Source organism: Aedoeadaptatus ivorii, assembly GCF_030815095.1.
Taxonomy (GTDB): Bacteria; Bacillota; Clostridia; order Tissierellales; family Peptoniphilaceae; genus Aedoeadaptatus; species Aedoeadaptatus ivorii.
On sequence record NZ_JAUSWF010000006.1, the window covers coordinates 82,798 to 100,555 of the forward strand.

Sequence of the window (17,758 nt, forward strand, 5' to 3'; positions counted from 1 at the left end):
AGGGGAATTAATTATGAAATTGAAAAATCAATATATTTCAGTTGGGATGAAAGTGCTAACTGTATACTATATAATTTGGTTAATCTTTATTGTAGTATTTAAAATGACATTTTCAATCAATAATTTATTGATTGAGCGACAAATAAATTTACTACCATTTTATTATGACAATACAGTTAATATTAAAGTTATTTTTGATGAGATGGTATCAAATATACTCATTTTTTTACCTTTGGGAATTATGATTAGATCTATTTTATTTCGTAAAAACAATTTAAAAAGTATTCTTTTTGTATTTTTCTTTAGTTTAGCTATAGAGTTTTTACAGTACGCATTGTCAATTGGAGTATTTGATATAACTGATATAATTAATAATACATTAGGTGGTGTATTGGGCGTGGGAATATATAATTTAGCTTTAAAAAAATTTAAATCTAAGTTTAAAGTAGATAAATTTATTTTTTGGATAGCTTTTATTAGTGCTATTTTTATAAGTTTAGTATTAATTGTTTTTTTAAAATATAATGGTATTTAAAATTTTGATATTAACTAAATTATTAGTATCAAAATTTTTTGTATAACGGGCAAGTTCCAATACTGGGGTGAAAGTTCCTAAATAGCGTATTTGTCGACGAATTCCATAGCAATCCTGAAATTTCACATGGAGATATGTGGAAGAGAGGAACGACCTGACTTGATGAACATGAATATGATATTAAGGTTGGTTAGATATGTAGATTACAGTATACTAACAGTAGCAAACAGTGTAGTGGCAAATAGAGTAATAGTTTTAGTAACCAATGTATAGAAAAGAAGTTAGGATTAAAATAAATGCAACAAAATTCAAAGTTATTAAACCAACAAAGCTAAAATGTTTTGGATTTGAAGTCTGAAAAAGAAAAGAGAGTTGGAAGGCTAGGGAACACGAGAATTCATTATAAAAGATTAAAAGAAAATTAAATGTCCCACTGTAGATGGAAAACAGTCCTAGGGGTTTGGCGACTATTATTAAGTTGTAACTAACATAACAGGATTGTACTATATAAACAAAGAAATCCTCAAAAAGAGAGGACTTTAAAGCTGTTTTGATTATTATTTGCATTGAACTACTTGTATGTCTAATGGCACGTACGATGGTGTGAGAGGGTTATATTTAGTCCTACTCGATTTTTATTGGCAAAGGCAAAATGAGAGCTCATATTTGAAAGGGGCTGTGGAAAAGTTTCCACACTATCCTATCATTTTTTTATAGATCCAATTACTTATACAATTCATTATAAATATACTTATCAGTATTCTTTCTTAATTGAGTCAATTCATTTATCAAGATATTCTCGTTGGCGTAGTCATCCATAAGAATATCTTTTTTATTTTTGTATTCATCATATAATTTTGACAACTCTTTTATACTTGGATTTTTATATTGACACTTTTCTAAAGTATTTATTGCTTTTTCATATGCGATAATTTGAGGCTTATATTCACTATAAAAATCTTTATCATTTGGATTTTCTTTATAGGTTTTATAGATAACCTTATTTATTTTTATAGTGTTAATGTCTTCAATAGCTGCGTAAATTTTGCTCATAACTTTTTCAACATCTTTAATCTTATTTAGGATTTCTTGCCTATTAACAGCCTCTTCTTGGAGTTTAGTTTCCAAATCCATACTAGATGATAGTCCGTATTTTCTAAGCTGATTTAAGGTCTTCGCCATAGTATTCATGTTATGCTTTCTTGCCCATATTTCATAACCTTTAGAAGATTTAACCTTTTCATTACTTTCTGTGTCTATTATATTATCAAATTTCTTATAAGATTTTTTATCATAACAAATTTTGTTATTTTTGTAATTTTCATTTACCTTATTTTCAATTCTCTCTTTTATTTTCTCTTTTGTATAATCTTTTCCAAGAGTAGTTTCTCTCGCACGAATGAATCGCCCTTTTTCTCCTTGTTTTTTATGCCTGAAAGAAAGATATTTTCCAAGTTTAATTTCATAGCCATATTCTTCCATAAGCTTTAAGAAATTCTCATAGCTATTTGCTTTATTAATAGTATGATCAATAGCGATTTGAAGTTTATGTTTCCAGGATTTTCCTTTCTTAAATTCAATATATTCTTTGTAGGATTTACCATTGGTTTTATACTTTTCCTTAAATTTTACATAATCTTCATCTATAACTGATAGCTTATACTTTCTACATAAATTATCACTATGATTTCTAATTTGGTGATAAGTTTTTTTGTTACTTTGATATGCTTTACCAGTCTCAAAAGAAACATTATTAAATAGTATATGGTTGTGAATATGTCCCTTATCTATATGGGTAGTAAGAACATATTCATACTTTCCTTTTAAGATTTTTTCGCATAGTTCTATTCCTATTTGATGAGCCTCTTCAGCAGTAGTTTCTCCGGGGAAAAAAGATTGAATTAAATGTCTTGCCAAAACTTTTGCTTTAGAATTACATTCTATTTTTGTTTGTTCAAATTCTAAATGAGCAGTTATAGGGTTACAGTTTAGGGAGGAAATTAGAATTTTTCCATCTGTTTTATCACTATTCATAATATAATCAAGTGCTGCTTTTAAAGTGGATTTTATAGGATGAATTTTAGTAATTGCCATTATTCTTTCTCAGTATTTATGCTATTAGAATTAGTAAGAGAGTATATTTTTTTACGTATAGAGAAAATATCTTTTGCCTGATTTTCTAATAAGATTTTTAAATCTTCTACATCATCTTTATATATAATTGATGTAGTATTTACCCTTTTAGTAATTTGATTTATATTATTTGAAGTACGACTTATATTTGTTGACATTTCACGAAAGACATCCATATCTAATACATAAATATCTTTTTCTAAAATACATTTCATAATAAATTGCCTAAGAGTTTTACACTTAGATGCTTTATATTTTTCATTTAACAATTCTAACTCCTCATCAGATAACATTAAATAGATTCCGTTATTCCTAAATCTACTTGTCATAATTTAACCTCCTCGTATATTATAGTTGTAGTAATAAAATACTACATTTTGTTCTCAATCCCTCTTTATTATGGGATAATAATTGTATATATAGAGCTCGTAGTAAACCTCATTGAAGTTCGTCTACCTAATAAATTTATTAATAGAAATAAAAAAGAAAAACCTGTAAATTCAAGTAGGATTACTTGACTTACAGGTTTAATTTATTCTATATATTTCGTCTGGAAATCTCCTGATTTAAATTTTTATCATTCATATTGTATCACTTTTTGAGGGAATATTCAAGTTTACGTTGGGGCTATTATAAGCGTTTGTTGCTGAATTTAATTATTATAAATCTAGGGGTTTGGGGATATTCCCCAACAAGTAAAATGGGAAAAAATAAGTGATATAATCGTAGTATTCTTATTTCATTTTTAGTAAGTGCATATGCACTTACTGTGCTTGCTATTTTTGCTATTTTTAATTTAAAAATACACTATTTTATGATAACTTAAATTTTAAAAAACTAAAAAAATTACTTTGAAATAGATACTTTTACAACTATAATAATATGTATGATATTAAAAAATATTTTAAATTATCATATTTAAAGATATTTAATTAAATTATTAGTTACTAACAATTTAAGAGGGGGAGTAATTTATTTTACACAGGGAATTTGCTGAAGAAAATTATTTAGAAGCCATATATATTTTATCTTTGGAAAATGAAGAGGTTAGAAATATAGACATTGCTAACTATTTGGATTACAAAAGACCGACGGTTACAAGAATGCTAAAAAAACTTGACAATAAAGGCAGGATAACTTATGGAGATGATAAAATAATTCGTTTAACAGACGAATCAAAAAAATTTTGTGAAAAGATGTATAAAAAACATATGTATCTTACTAGCGTATTCATTAAACTTGGAGTTAATCCTAAACAAGCAGAAAGTGAAGCTTGTCTTATAGAACACGTTATATCAGATGAAACGTTTAAAAAATTAAAAAAACATTTTAATGAAACCTTATAATTAATAGCATAGATAACTTTTAAATAAGTTTTTTATGCTATTTTTTTTAATTATTTTACAAAAACGTTCAAAAACTCATTGATAAATGTTATCAAATGGTATATAATGAATAAAAGTTAGCTATTGCTAACAAAAAATATATTAAAAGGTGAATTTATGTCAAAAAATTTTGAAATGCTAAATAAAGAATTAGACGAAAACAATATTAAAGCTAGTCTTGTTATATTTCCGTTTGCAGGAGGTGGAGTATCTGCATTTAGAAATTGGAAATATGAATTTGAAGATGTAAGGATATTTGTTGCTCAATATCCAGGAAGAGAAAATAGATTTTCTGAAAAAGCTATAAGTGATATTAATATTTTAGTTGAAACATTATTCAATGATATGGAAGAAAATTTTGATTTTGGAAAACCTTACTATTTATTTGGACATAGTATGGGAACAAAAATAGTTTATGAAATAGCCTTAAAGATCAAAAATTCAAGATATGAAAATCCAAGAGGAATAATAATTTCAGGTGGACGTGCTCCAGTGTATAAAGAACCAAACCCAATCTATTACCTTGATGACGAAGGTTTTATAGAAGGGCTAAGAAGATATGAGGGAACCCCGAAAGAGATATTAGATAATAAAGAATTGATTTCAATTTTTTTACCGACACTTAGAGCAGATTTTGTAATAGACGAAGACTATCAAGATACAAAACATGAAAAATTAGAAAGTCCCATACTTGGACTTATGGGAGATAAAGATCAAGAAATGAAATTAGAAGAACTTAAAAAATGGCAAGATTATACAACAAAAGGATTCGTCTATAAATATATAGATGGCAAGCATATGTTTGTTAATACATCTCCTGAAATGGTTATAAGGGAAATAAAAAGCTATATTAATGAAAACGTTAAAAATAATTAAAATTACAGAACTAACAAAATTTGACATTAATGAGGTAGTTCAATTTATACATGATGATTGTATAGCAGTAGTTGCTGTAGAAACAAATAGTTATGGAATTATAAGTGAATGTATTCCATATTTAAGTAAAGATCAAATTGAAATTATGTGGAAGTATAGAAAAGAAAGTGACAGAATTAATTATGCTGTAACAAAAGCAATAGTAAACTTGCTATTTTCTAAAATTGAGAAACTAAAATTCGAAGAGATTAGATGGCGTTACGGTAAATATAATAAACCATATATTAGAAATCATTTGAATTTACATTTTAATATATCACATACCACAGGATTTTCAATAGTAGCTTTCTCAAGAAATGATATAGGAGTTGATATTGAAAATATAGAAAGAAATATAGATTATAGTGAAATTAAGAATAATTTTTTTATTAACAATGAAAAAATATTAGGTTTGAAAGACTTTTACAAATATTGGGTTTCTAAAGAAGCTTATTTAAAATATAAAGGAGTCGGTTTAATTCAAAATTTGGAAACAGTCGATGTTATTAATAAAAATAATAATGTAATGAAAGTTATAGATAAAGAAAATAATATTCAAAAGGAGATTTTGATTTTTGAAAAAGAAAAATTTGTTTTTGCGTTATGCTATTAAAAAGGTAGGGCAAATATTATGAATTTAGAGATTAAGAGACAATTAATCAACTTTTATGATAAAGATGTTTGGGAGCATCTAACTGTTGGCGAACATTTGAAAATGTGGTCAAATACATACGCCGATAGAGTAGCAGTTGTAGATGAAAATGAAGAATTGACATATAGACAACTTAAAGATGAAGTGGATTGTTATGCTAATGGACTTTTAAATCAAGGATTCTGTAAGGGAGATAAAGTATTATTTCAACTTCCTAATAGCAAAGAATTTATTATAATTTTATTTGCAATGATGAGTATAGGAGTGATTCCTGTAATTATCTTGATGGGTCATAGATATTCAGAAGTTAAGGGAATTTTAAATAAAACAAATGCAAAAGCATATATTGGAATTAACAGGTACTTAGGATTTTCATATGAAGATATGGTGTCTAATATTATAGAAGATACGAAAGAAGATTTACAAGTTTATTTGATTGGCGAAACAGAGAAATATGAGAAGTTATGTACCTTAAGACAAAATAGAAAAAATAAATTTGTTGAAGAATTAGAGTATAAGGAAACAGCTATATTTTTATTGTCAGGAGGTACAACCGGCTTTCCGAAACTAATACCTAATAGGCATTGTGAATTTATATATTTAGCAAAAGAACTGGCAAATGTAACAGATATGAATGAAGATACAGTGTATTTGGCAGCTTTACCTATGAGCCATAAATTTGCACTTTGTTGTCCGGGAATGATTGGGACATTGTCAAAAGGTGGTAAGGTAGTTACTTGTAGAGTATCCAGTCCTGATGAAATAATACCTTTGATTGAGGAACAGGAAGTTAGCATTATGGCATTGGTACCTACTTTAGCTAATATGTGTATAGAATATCTTAAAAATGATGATGCTGATATCAGCAGTTTGAAGTATATACAGATAGGTGGATCTGTTCTTGATTCTAACTTAGCAAAAAAGATTCAGGAAGAATTTAATTGTAAATTATTGCAATTGTATGGCATGAGTGAGTCGTTGATTACTTGCTCTAGGGTTTTGGACGATGATTATGACAGATTACATACTCAAGGGAAGAAGTTAAGTGAGTTTGACGAAGCTCGTATTGTTGATGAAAACGGGAAAGAGGTTCCTGATGGAGATTTTGGAGAGCTAATAGTTAGGGGACCATATACTATTTTGGAATATTATGATTCATCAAAACTAAATGATACTCAGTTTACAGAAGAATGTTTTTTAAGAACAGGAGATAGAGCCGCTAAGTTATATGGAGACAATTATAAAATTGTTGGTCGTGTGTTGGAGATGATAAATCGTGCTGGAGAAAAAATAGTTCCTTCTGAGTTGGAAAATATTTTGCTTACAAATAAGAATATTAGAGAAGTGCAAATTGTTGGCATACCCGATGAGACTCTCGGAGAAAAAATAGGTGTATTTATTTTGAAGGGGAGTACCGTTCTTACACTTAGAGATATAAGGAATTATTTGGTAGAAAGAGGACTTGCTTCTTTTAAGTTACCGGATGAAGTACAGTATGTTGATCAATGGCCATTAACAAGCGTTGGAAAGGTAGATAAAAGTAAATTAAAACAACAAATGATTAAATAGATAAGGAGGCTACAATATGGAAACATATCAAACTAAACAGCAGGCAGTACGACTTCTTGATGAAATGTTACAAGCAAACTTAGATGGATTTAAACCTTCAGGAAAAGACAATTTGATTGAAAAGGGTTTAGGCTCTATCCAAATCATGCAAATAGTTTCAGAGCTTAAAAAATTAGGGATAAAATTATCGTTTGCAAAACTAATGGAAAATCCTACACTTGAAGATTGGATTAGACTTATTGAAAAAGCAAATATTAAAAATATTGATAAAAAGACTGAATCAAGAGAAAAGAATATTTCGGAAGAGTTCCCTTTAACGGATGTACAGTATGCTTATTTTGTAGGGAGAGAAGAAGATCAGGTTCTAGGTGGTGTTGGGTGTCACGCATACTTAGAAATTGATGGACAAGAGATTGTAACAGATAAATTAACTGCTGCTTGGAACTGTTTACAAATGGAAAATCCAATGCTTAGAGCAAAATTTAACCGTAATGGTACTCAGCAAATTATGGAAGAACCATACTCAAAAGAAGTTAAAATTTTTAATTATACTTCACTATCTGAAGAAGATGCAGACATAAAATTATTGGAAATGAGAAAAGAAATGTCTCATAGAAAATTTGATATAGAAGTTGGAGAAGTAGCTAGCCTTAGCATTGCGTTACTAAAGGATAAAAAACATAGAATATTTTTAGATATTGATATTCTAGTTGCAGATATAATGAGCATAGGCATTATAATGAGTAGACTTGTAGAGCTGTACTGCGGAGAAGATAAAGTTTCAATAGATAGCAATTATACTTTTAAAAATTATCTGGAGGAACGAAAAATAGATGACGAAATATACAAAAAAGATAAGGAATTCTGGAAGAAAAAAATTGAATCCAGTTTTCCTTTAGAGGCACCTAACTTACCCATTAACAAAAAACCAGAAATGATTGAAAAAGTGGTTTTTTCAAGAAGAAAGAAAATTATTAGCAAAGAAAACTGGATTAAGATTAAAGAAAATGCATATAAAAATAAAGTTACCCCATCAATGGTTCTGTTATCAGCATATTCAATGATTATTGAAAGATGGACAAATCAAGAAAAATTTGTGATCAATGTACCATTATTCAATAGAGATGTAAATGATAATAGTGTTAAAAGAATGGTTGCAGATTTTACTAATCTTCTATTAGTTGAGTGTGAAAGAAAGAATGAAAAATTTTTAGATAGAGTGAAAACTATATCTGGCACATTTTTAGAAAATGCCTCTCACAGCTCATACTCTGGAGTGCAGGTACAAAGAGATGTTTATAAAGAAGTTGGAAAAACTATCAATATTGCACCTGTGGTGTTTGCTTGTAATATAGATTATCCTTTAGAGACTCAGGAAACAAGAAAAATATTCGGGAAAATAAACTATATGGTATCACAAACTCCACAAGTTTGGCTCGATTTTCAAACTTATTTAGTAGATGATGAGATTGTATTATGCTGGGATGTGGTTGATGAATTATATCCAGATGGAATGATTGATGATATGTTCGACTCTTTATACACTTTATTACAATCATTAAGTGATAATGAAAATTGGTATAGATTGCCTGAAATTCTTCCGTTGAATCAGATTGAAGATAGAGAAAAAGAATTAAAAAATATTTTGCCTTTGAGTTACCCTAAACAAACTCTCTATACAGAATTTCTTGATAGGATTAAAGTAAACCCGGAAAAAGTTGCTATTGTGGATGCACAATCCGGTATTGAATTAACTTATGGAGATTTATACAAAAAGGCGTTAATTATTGCAACAAATTTAATTTCTTTTGGAGTAAAAAAGAATGACTACGTGGGAATAACATTGCCAAGGGGATATAGTCAAATAGTTGGTATTTTAGGAATTTTATTTGCCGGCGCAGCATATGTTCCTATCGGTATTAATCAACCCAACGAAAGAAGAAGGAAAATATATGAACAGATAGGAATAAAACATGTCTTATCCAATAAAAATACAATAAGGGATTTTAATTTAGATGATACAGATATCACATTTGTTGATATAGATCAATCAACTATTCAAAGTATAATTGAAAAACCTGTCAATATTAGTCCGTTTGATACAGCCTATGTAATTATGACATCAGGAACGACGGGAATTCCTAAAGGTGTGGAAATTGCACACAATAGTGCTGTTAATACAATCAATGACTTAAATGAAAGATATGAAGTAAATGCCAATGATAGCGTAATAATGGTATCAGCAATTGATTTTGATTTATCAGTTTATGATATTTTTGGAATATTATCGGCTGGAGGAACCATCATTACTTTAGATGATAATAATTTCAAAGATCCGGAACTTTGGTTAAAACTTATTGAAAAATATGAAGTAACAATGTGGAATTCGGTGCCAATTCTTTTTGATATGCTAGTAACTATGGCAGAGGGTAAAGATGTTTCTATTCCATTGAGATTAGTTTTTCTTTCTGGAGACTGGATTGCAACAACATTACCTAAAAGATTTTATAACAGAAGCAAAAATTCTCTTGTAGTTGGAATGGGAGGAGGAACAGAGGCTTCCATTTGGTCAAATTATATCAATGTTCCAAAGGAAATACCTAAAAATTGGATTTCTATTCCATATGGAAAAGCGTTAAAGAACCAAGTCTATAGAGTAGTTGATGGTTTAGGAAGAATATGTCCTAACTATGTTAAAGGAGAATTGTTAATTGGTGGGGTTGGTGTTGCAAAGGGATATAGGGGAGATAAGGAATTAACAGAAAAGAAATTTATAGAATCGGATGGAGTTAAATGGTATAGAACTGGAGATGCTGGAAGAACATGGAATGATGGAACTATTGAATTTTTAGGAAGGCTTGATAATCAGGTAAAAGTTAAAGGGCATCAAATAGAACTTGGAGAAATTGAAGATGCTTTAATTGAAAATCCTAAAATTAATAAAGCTGTTGTTGATGTTATTAAGATAGGCACTAATAATCAATTGGTCGCATTTATTGAAAGTAATGAGAGTAAGGATTATACATTAACTAGATTAAGTAGTAATGAAAAAATAAATAAACTGAAATCTGAATACATTGATTATGATGAGTATCTAAATAGTGAAAATAATATGGTTTTAGGTTTGATATTTTCTATTTTCATGGATTTGGGTATTAGTCAAGGAAAAAGGTATTCTTTTGATGAAATAATGAAATTTGGAGAAATAGATATAGGATACGAATTGCTCGTAAAAAGATGGCTATTATTATTGCAAGAGCATAGTATGATAAGTTTAGAAGATGGTATTTACTTATTTAAAAAAATAGATATAGCATTAGACACAACAGTCAACCTAGATAATTTCAAAAATAATGTGGTAGATATTATACAGGGTAAGAAACAAGCTATTGATGTGTTTTATGCTTCTGAATCTAAACTTAGTCCTTCCAGACTTTTGAAAAAACTGAAAAATTATAGAGAAAATATAAATGAACTTATTGAAACTATAAAAATGGTATTTGATAGCAAAAATAAAAAGCTTAAGATTTTAGATATAGGTGGAAGAAACAGCGAATTAACAGAAGAGTTAATTATAAATTTTGAAGATAAAATCGAAAAATATGTTTATACGGACAATTCACTATATTTTGCAAATGAGTTTGAAGGCATAAAAAATAAATATACTTGTTTTGAGTTTATAAAAATAAATTCTTCAAATAAATATTTAGAAAACTTCAAAATGGAAAATTTTGATATTATCATATTATATAATTCGCTACATCGTTCTCAGAATATTTCAGATATGCTGCATGATATAAAAACCATATTAGCTCCTATGGGTGTTGTGATAGGAACTGAGATAAATGATAATTTATTATTGCCTGAAATCAGTGCCTCTATACTTGAACAAGGTTTTAGTGATTTTGACTTATCAGAGCGAAATGGGAAAATTATTCCAAGCATAAAAAATATTCAAATGGCAAGTGAAAATTGTAAGTATAGAACCGCATATTTGTCTAATGATGCTGAAGTTAAAAAAACAGGAAAAATGATATATGTTCTTGGAAATAATAAAATTGAGGTTAAACAAGATGAATTAACTAAATTTTTAAAGAACAAGATTCCTGAATATATGATTCCATTTGAATTTGTAATAGTAGGAGAAATGCCTTTAAATAAAAATGGTAAAATTGACAGAAAAGAATTAAGGAAATTGATAGAAGGACATGATAATCAAGATTCTGGTTATGATAGCAAAAGTATTGAAGGTAAAAATGAAACAGAAAAGTATGATGAAATTACAAGGAAATTAGTCAATATTTATAAAGAAATTTTAAATGATATGAATGTATTATCGACTTCTAATTATTTTCAATTAGGAGGAGATTCTCTTACAGCGACGAAAATTGTTTCTGAAGTACAGAAAGAATTGTGTGTACAAATATCAATTGGAGACATCTTCAAATATCCTGTTTTGAGAGAACTTTCAGAGTATATTAAAAAAATTGACAAAAAGAGAAATTTATCATTTCAAAAAATTATACCTGATGTTGAAAATATAAATGAGCCATTTGCATTAACAGATGTACAATTCGCGTATTGGGCAGGAAGAAGTGGTGCTTATTCCTTGGGAGAAGTATCTTCTCATTGCTATTTTGAATTGGATTGTAAAAATATTGATATAAATAGAGTTCAAAAAGTAATCAACGATATGATTAGAGAACATCCTATGTTAAGATGTATAATTTTGAAAGATGGGAGACAACAAATATTAAAGAAGGTTCCTCCATTTATACTGGATATTAATAATTTATCTTGTTTTGAAGAAGATGATATGGAAATAGCATTAAAAACAGTTAGAAAAAAAATGTCTCACGAAATAATAAAAATGGATCAATGGCCATTGTTTGACTTCAAAGTGAGTTTATTAAAAAACGATAATTTACGTATCCATGTAAGTTTCGATAACATTATTCTTGATGGATGGAGTATGTTTTATATTTTAAAGGAATTAAAAACAAGATATGAAGATGAAAATTATCATTATATTATTCCAGAGTTATCATTTAGAGATTATGTAATAGCTATGGAAAAAGAGAAAGAATCTGATCAATATAGACAAGATAAGCAGTATTGGATGGACAGATTAGATGAATTTTTAGATGCTCCAATTATAAAAGGAAGTATTTCTGAGGATAAAGTTGAAAATCAAATATTTTCGAGACGAGAAGCTTACGTTTCAGAAGATGGATGGAATAAAATAAGGAAAATTGCAAAAAGTTATGAAGTTACACCTGCGATTTTATTGATTACATTATTTTCGGATACATTGAGAGAGTATAGCTTAAACAAAGAATTTGTGCTTAATATTACACAATTCAATAGAAATGAAATTCATCCTGATATAAATAAAATTGTTGGAGATTTTACCACATTGACATACCTTGAGGTCAAAAATAGTAATGAAGATATATTAGTAAATAGAGCTAGAATTTTACAAAAACAGTTATCTGACGACATGAATCATGGGTTATATAGTGCAATTAAATTTAGCAGAGAGTTACGATTAAAACAGAAGAAAGAAAAAGGATCATTAATGCCAATTGTATTCACTAGTGGTATAGGATTATCTCAGGGTGGAAAAAATGATTGGTTAGGAAAAATCTCTTATAATATTTCGCAGACACCGCAAGTTTGGTTAGATCATCAAGTTATTGAAGATGATGGAAATCTAAAGATTATATGGGATTCAGTAGATGAAATTTTTGGTGTTGAATTACTTAATAATATGTTTTTGAACTATGTTAGAAGAATTGAGTATTTAGTTGGAAATAAGATTCAATTTGCATTGTCTGATAGAAATTTTGTGGAAGATGAGACAAGTGATAAAGATGAAGAGACCGTTGAATTTAAAGAAAGCAGCAAAGTAATTTGTAATAATGATGAAAAATATAATAAAAATATATCTCAAAAACTACTTAAAATATGGGGAAAAATATTGGATAGTAGTGATATAGGTTTGCATGATGAATTTTTTGCCTTGGGTGGAAATTCTTTGAATGCAGTTCAGATTGTTAATTTAATAAATGATGAATTTGGTATTAATTTACCTTTATTCGTTATTTTGGAAAATTCGAATATTTATAAATTGAGTCAATATATCTTAGAAAAATTATCTGATGACAAAGTAAATGATGAACAAAATATAGATAAAGGATATTTTTAAAGATATTTAACGGAAGGAGATGTAGAATAATGAATATTAATACTTTGCTTTTGAAGTATCAAGAAAAAGGAATTCTTCTTTATGTCGAAAATGACAAATTATGTTATGAATCACCTCAGAATGTAGTTGATGAAACTATTAAGGAAGAAATTAGAAAGTATAAAGAAGAAATTCTCGAGTATTTAATCCATGGTGGTAATAATCAGATTATTAGTGATGAGAATAACAAGTATGAACCTTTTTCATTATCTAGTATCCAAAGTTCCTATATGCTTGGTAGTTCTCAAACATATGATTATGGAGGCATGAATTGCAAAATTTATTCTGAATTTAAATACCCAAAGTTAGATTTAAATAAATTACAGTTGGCTTGGGAAAATGTAGTGAAAAACAATGATATGTTACATGCAATGATGTTGAAAAATGGAACTCAAAAAATTTTAGATAATTGGGAAGTACCTAGAATTAAAGAATGGGATTTCAAAAACTGTACGTATGATGAAGTTCAGAAACATTTACTTGAAATTAGGGAAATTTTATTTAATAAAAAATACAGCGTTGAAACATGGCCTTTATTTGATATGGGGATTACTCAGACCTCAGATTCATCTATTTTACATTTTTCATTAGATATGATAATTGCCGATTTTGTAAGTATTAGCATAATAATGAATGAATTAGAATCATATTATTTTGAAGATTTTAAAAGTATTCAAAAAACACTTTCTTTTAGAGATGTGATAGTATTTAATGAAAATAGAAATAAATTTCCTAGTCATTTATCAAAAATGGAAAGAGATAGGAAATATTGGACAGAACGTATTTCTCAAATGCCGGATGCACCTAAAATCCCCATGCGAAATAATAGAAGTGTTGAAACTAAGCAATTTAATTTGCTATTAGAAAATAAAAAAATTGTTGAATTAGAAGAAGTTTGCAAAAAATATAGGATTAGTTTGTCAAGCTTGATTCTTGCAGTATATGTAGAAACTTTAAGCAGATGGTCTGGAAACAATCATTTTTGTGTGAATATAACACTTAATAAAAGAGATAAATTACACAGTGAAATTGATAGAATTGTTGGGGATTTTACGACAACCAATTTACTGGAAGTACAACTTTTCAAAAAAAGCAGATTTATTGACAGAGCATTACAAATTCAAAATCAACTGTGGAGAGACATTGAGCATTCTACTTATTCGGGGGTTGATGTTATTAGACATTTATCAAAAGAAAAAAAGAGAAATATAGTTATGCCTTATGTATATACTAGTACTCTTGGGATTGAAAATAATGATAATATTAATAAAATAACCAAGTATGGTAATCTAGAATATAAAATAAGTCAAACACCACAAGTGCTTATAGATTGCCAAGTTATGAGAGGTAATAATGGTATTTTTATAACTTGGGATTATAAAGATGTTTTTCCTGAAAATATGATCAAAGATGCGTTTGAGTCATTTTCAACAGCTTTATTGGAAGGAGTCCAAAATAATTTATATGAAGAAAATGAAATAATAAAAATATCAAAAAAAACAAACAATATAAGAAGTATTGTTAATAATACTAGTAAAAATTTTGAGCCAAAAACTTTGATTGATGGATTTTATAATAACGTAAGAGATTGCCCAAAATTAGAGGCTGTGAAATTTGAAGAGACTTCATATTCTTATGAGATTCTTGGGCGCTATGTAGCTACCATACAATCAATTTTGAGATCTAAAGGGTGCATTAAAGGAGACATTGTAGCTATAGATTTGAAAAGGGGAGTATGGCAGATAGCAGCAACAATGGGGTGTTTGATGAATGGTTTGATATATTTACCATTAGCACAAGATCAACCGATTGATAGAAAAAATAGAATTTTGAGTAGTTCAAAAGCTAAGTGTGTTATAACATCAAATTCCAGTATTTATGAAGAGAATAGCAACTATTTGAATGAAATTAAAATACTGAATGTTGATTGTATTGACAAAATTGTTAATGAAGAATTAGAAATTAACAATGTTGAACCGGATGATATTGCGTATGTAATATATACGTCAGGAAGTACTGGAGAACCTAAGGGTGTGATTATATCGCATAAAGCAGCTATGAATACAATAACAGACATCATTGGGAAATTTAATATTACAAATAAAGATAAGGTGTTATGCCTTTCTAATTTAGCATTTGATTTATCTGTTTTTGACATATTTGGATTACTGACAGTTGGGGGAACACTTATAATTCCACAAAATAATAAAGATTTAGTAGAGTGGCAAAAACTTATAGAAAGCGAAAAAATTACTATATGGAATACTGTACCAGCACAAATGGAAATGTTTGCGTCATATTTAAAAGCGGAACAATTAAAAGGTGCAGACTCATTAAGGCTAGTTATGCTGTCTGGAGATTGGATACCTGTTAATTTACCTATCAGAATTAGAGAATTGTTTAAGAATACTGATATTGTAAGTTTGGGTGGAGCCACAGAAGCAAGTATATGGTCAATATTTCATATAATAGATCCTACTCATAGATATGAAAAGAGTATTCCGTATGGAAAGCCATTATCAAACCAAGAATTTTACGTATTAGATAATGATTTAAATACATGTCCTGATTGGGTAGAAGGAAGACTGTATATTGCAGGAGAGGGATTGGCAAATGGATATCTAAACGATCCTAAATTATCGAGCGAAAAGTTTATCATGCATGAAAAACTTAAAAAGAGATTGTATGATACTGGTGATAATGGTCGATATCATCCTGATGGAACAATTGAATTTTTGGGCAGAGTCGATGGGCAAGTTAAAATAAGAGGTCATAGAGTAGAATTAGCAGAGTTAGAATCTGTAGCAAATTCTTTTCCTAAGGTGGATACTTCTGTGGCAATACTATCGAATAAAAATAAAAACTCAATAATACTTTTTGTAAAAATAAGTAATACAATTCAGTCTGAAAAAAATGAAGATATAGAAAGTATATTAGAATCTGAATTAAAAGAATATTTAGGAATGAAACTGCCAAATTATATGATGCCGTCATATATAAAATTTATCTCTGAAATACCTTTAACTCAGAATTGTAAAATTGATAGAAATAAACTTGCTGATTTCTTTATAGAGGATTTTATAGAAGAATCATCTACATTGTCAGAAATGGAAAGAAGAATAAAAATTATATGGGAAAAAATATTGGACACTAGGAGAATAGAATTAGATGATAATTTCTATAATGTAGGAGGAGATTCTTTATTGGCAGCGAAAATTGTTGCTAGTATTAAAGAAGAATTTGATACAATAAAAAAATTGAATTGGGATGAATTAATGGTTGCATTGATTGAAAAACCAACTATTAGAGAATTAAGTGATTATATTGAGAGGTTAGAAATGAGTAACGAAAGTAAAAATATTAATTATGATTCTGAAAAAGTAGTAACAAATGATTTGAATAATTTAATTTTTTTAAGAAGTAACCCTGAAAGTGATACTACTAAGGTATTTGTTCACGATGGAAGCGGAACTTTAAATGCGTATAGTAACTTATTTCAACACTTGTCTAAAGTGAATGATAATGTGATTGGAATAATTTGTAATGATATGGAGCAATATTTAAGGACAGAAGATAAAAAAGTTATTTCTCAATTAGGTCAGAAATATGCAGAGGAGATATATAATGCGAATGCGAAACTCAAAAAAATTGAACTGATAGGGTATTGCATAGGAGGCTTTATTTCGGTAGAAATGGCAAAAATTTTGGCGGAAAAAGGAGTGGAGATTGTATCTGTAACTTGTATAGATTCTATTCCAATGAATGTAGTTGCAGATAATGATATTTTGTTAGAAAAAGCATTTGGAATGACAATGGGTGCTGATGTCGGCAAATTAGGTTATTTTGATGATAATGTTATATATGATGCAATATTTCAATTAAAGGAAAAATATGGAGAAAAATTTAGTGATGATAGATACTTAGAATTAGGAGATTCATATCCAACTGTTAAAGAAGATTATATAAAATTAAGTAAAATAAGTAAAACTGATCGTATAAGAAGAATATATGATTATATTTCTAAGAAAAATATAGAATTTGAAAAAAATGTAACAAAAGAGCAATTTGAAGGTGTTTTTGAATTATTTAAGAAAAGTTTTAGGGCAATTAAGTATTACGAGCCGGAAGTGTATTTTGGTAAAGTAAATTTGTTGTTATGCGATAATACCCCGCTAGGTACAATGACTACTAGTAAACCAGATGTAATTGAGTATTGGAACAAGTTCTTGGTAGGAGATTTAGAGAAAAAAGATATTTTGGGTACTCATGTCGATTGTTTAACAGAAGAATACTATGAAAGTGTTTTGAGAGGACTATTTTAA

At 28.3% G+C, this 17,758-nt stretch carries 9 protein-coding genes; 7 read left to right on the top strand and 2 right to left on the bottom strand.

Translation table 11 applies throughout. The features are described 5' to 3' along the window. Positions 1-13: 13 nt before the first annotated feature. On the top strand, positions 14-535 hold the full coding sequence (locus QO008_RS05380; RefSeq protein ID WP_004812176.1) for a VanZ family protein: 522 nt from the start codon (positions 14-16) through the stop codon (positions 533-535). A 723-nt stretch (positions 536-1,258) separates the two neighbouring features. Here QO008_RS05380 and QO008_RS05385 read toward each other — a convergent pair. Then, the gene (locus QO008_RS05385; protein ID WP_019107246.1) at positions 1,259-2,629 is read right to left on the bottom strand and encodes a relaxase/mobilization nuclease domain-containing protein; all 1,371 of its coding nucleotides are present in this window, start codon (positions 2,627-2,629) and stop codon (positions 1,259-1,261) included. Beyond that, the gene (locus QO008_RS05390) at positions 2,629-2,997 is read right to left on the bottom strand and encodes a plasmid mobilization protein (RefSeq protein WP_019107245.1); all 369 of its coding nucleotides are present in this window, start codon (positions 2,995-2,997) and stop codon (positions 2,629-2,631) included. The genes QO008_RS05385 and QO008_RS05390 overlap by 1 nt, the downstream gene beginning before the upstream one ends. A 645-nt stretch (positions 2,998-3,642) precedes the next feature. Here QO008_RS05390 and QO008_RS05395 point away from each other — a divergent pair. The 6 genes from QO008_RS05395 to QO008_RS05420 all read left to right on the top strand — a co-directional run bounded on the left by QO008_RS05395 (position 3,643) and on the right by QO008_RS05420 (position 17,758). Beyond that, positions 3,643-4,014: a metal-dependent transcriptional regulator gene (locus QO008_RS05395; RefSeq protein WP_073998359.1), complete on the top strand. Its 372-nt coding sequence runs from the start codon at positions 3,643-3,645 to the stop codon at positions 4,012-4,014. 156 nt (positions 4,015-4,170) lie between these two features. Beyond that, positions 4,171-4,929: a thioesterase II family protein gene (locus tag QO008_RS05400; protein WP_108830666.1), complete on the top strand. Its 759-nt coding sequence runs from the start codon at positions 4,171-4,173 to the stop codon at positions 4,927-4,929. Further along, positions 4,907-5,581 carry a 4'-phosphopantetheinyl transferase family protein gene (locus QO008_RS05405; protein WP_022620595.1) on the top strand — a complete coding sequence of 225 codons (675 nt, stop codon included), beginning with the start codon at positions 4,907-4,909 and terminating at the stop codon, positions 5,579-5,581. Before QO008_RS05400 ends, QO008_RS05405 begins: the two co-directional genes overlap by 23 nt. An 18-nt stretch (positions 5,582-5,599) precedes the next feature. After that, complete coding sequence (locus tag QO008_RS05410) at positions 5,600-7,189, top strand: AMP-binding protein (RefSeq protein WP_022620596.1); 1,590 nt, start codon at positions 5,600-5,602, stop codon at positions 7,187-7,189. 16 nt (positions 7,190-7,205) lie between these two features. Then, positions 7,206-13,397, top strand: coding sequence for a non-ribosomal peptide synthetase (locus tag QO008_RS05415; protein WP_307384966.1), 6,192 nt, complete (start codon positions 7,206-7,208; stop codon positions 13,395-13,397). A 29-nt stretch (positions 13,398-13,426) separates the two neighbouring features. Next, complete coding sequence (locus QO008_RS05420; protein ID WP_116479665.1) at positions 13,427-17,758, top strand: non-ribosomal peptide synthetase; 4,332 nt, start codon at positions 13,427-13,429, stop codon at positions 17,756-17,758.

Excerpts from the sequence above, each read along its gene's own strand:
- QO008_RS05380 (WP_004812176.1), top strand. The coding sequence starts at position 14 with ATGAAATTGAAAAATCAATATATTTCAGTTGGGATGAAAGTGCTAACT.
- QO008_RS05410 (WP_022620596.1), top strand. The coding sequence starts at position 5,600 with ATGAATTTAGAGATTAAGAGACAATTAATCAACTTTTATGATAAAGAT.
- QO008_RS05415 (WP_307384966.1), top strand. The coding sequence starts at position 7,206 with ATGGAAACATATCAAACTAAACAGCAGGCAGTACGACTTCTTGATGAA.
- QO008_RS05390 (WP_019107245.1), bottom strand. The coding sequence starts at position 2,997 with ATGACAAGTAGATTTAGGAATAACGGAATCTATTTAATGTTATCTGAT.
- QO008_RS05420 (WP_116479665.1), top strand. The coding sequence starts at position 13,427 with ATGAATATTAATACTTTGCTTTTGAAGTATCAAGAAAAAGGAATTCTT.
- QO008_RS05385 (WP_019107246.1), bottom strand. The coding sequence starts at position 2,629 with ATGGCAATTACTAAAATTCATCCTATAAAATCCACTTTAAAAGCAGCA.
- QO008_RS05400 (WP_108830666.1), top strand. The coding sequence starts at position 4,171 with ATGTCAAAAAATTTTGAAATGCTAAATAAAGAATTAGACGAAAACAAT.
- QO008_RS05405 (WP_022620595.1), top strand. The coding sequence starts at position 4,907 with ATGAAAACGTTAAAAATAATTAAAATTACAGAACTAACAAAATTTGAC.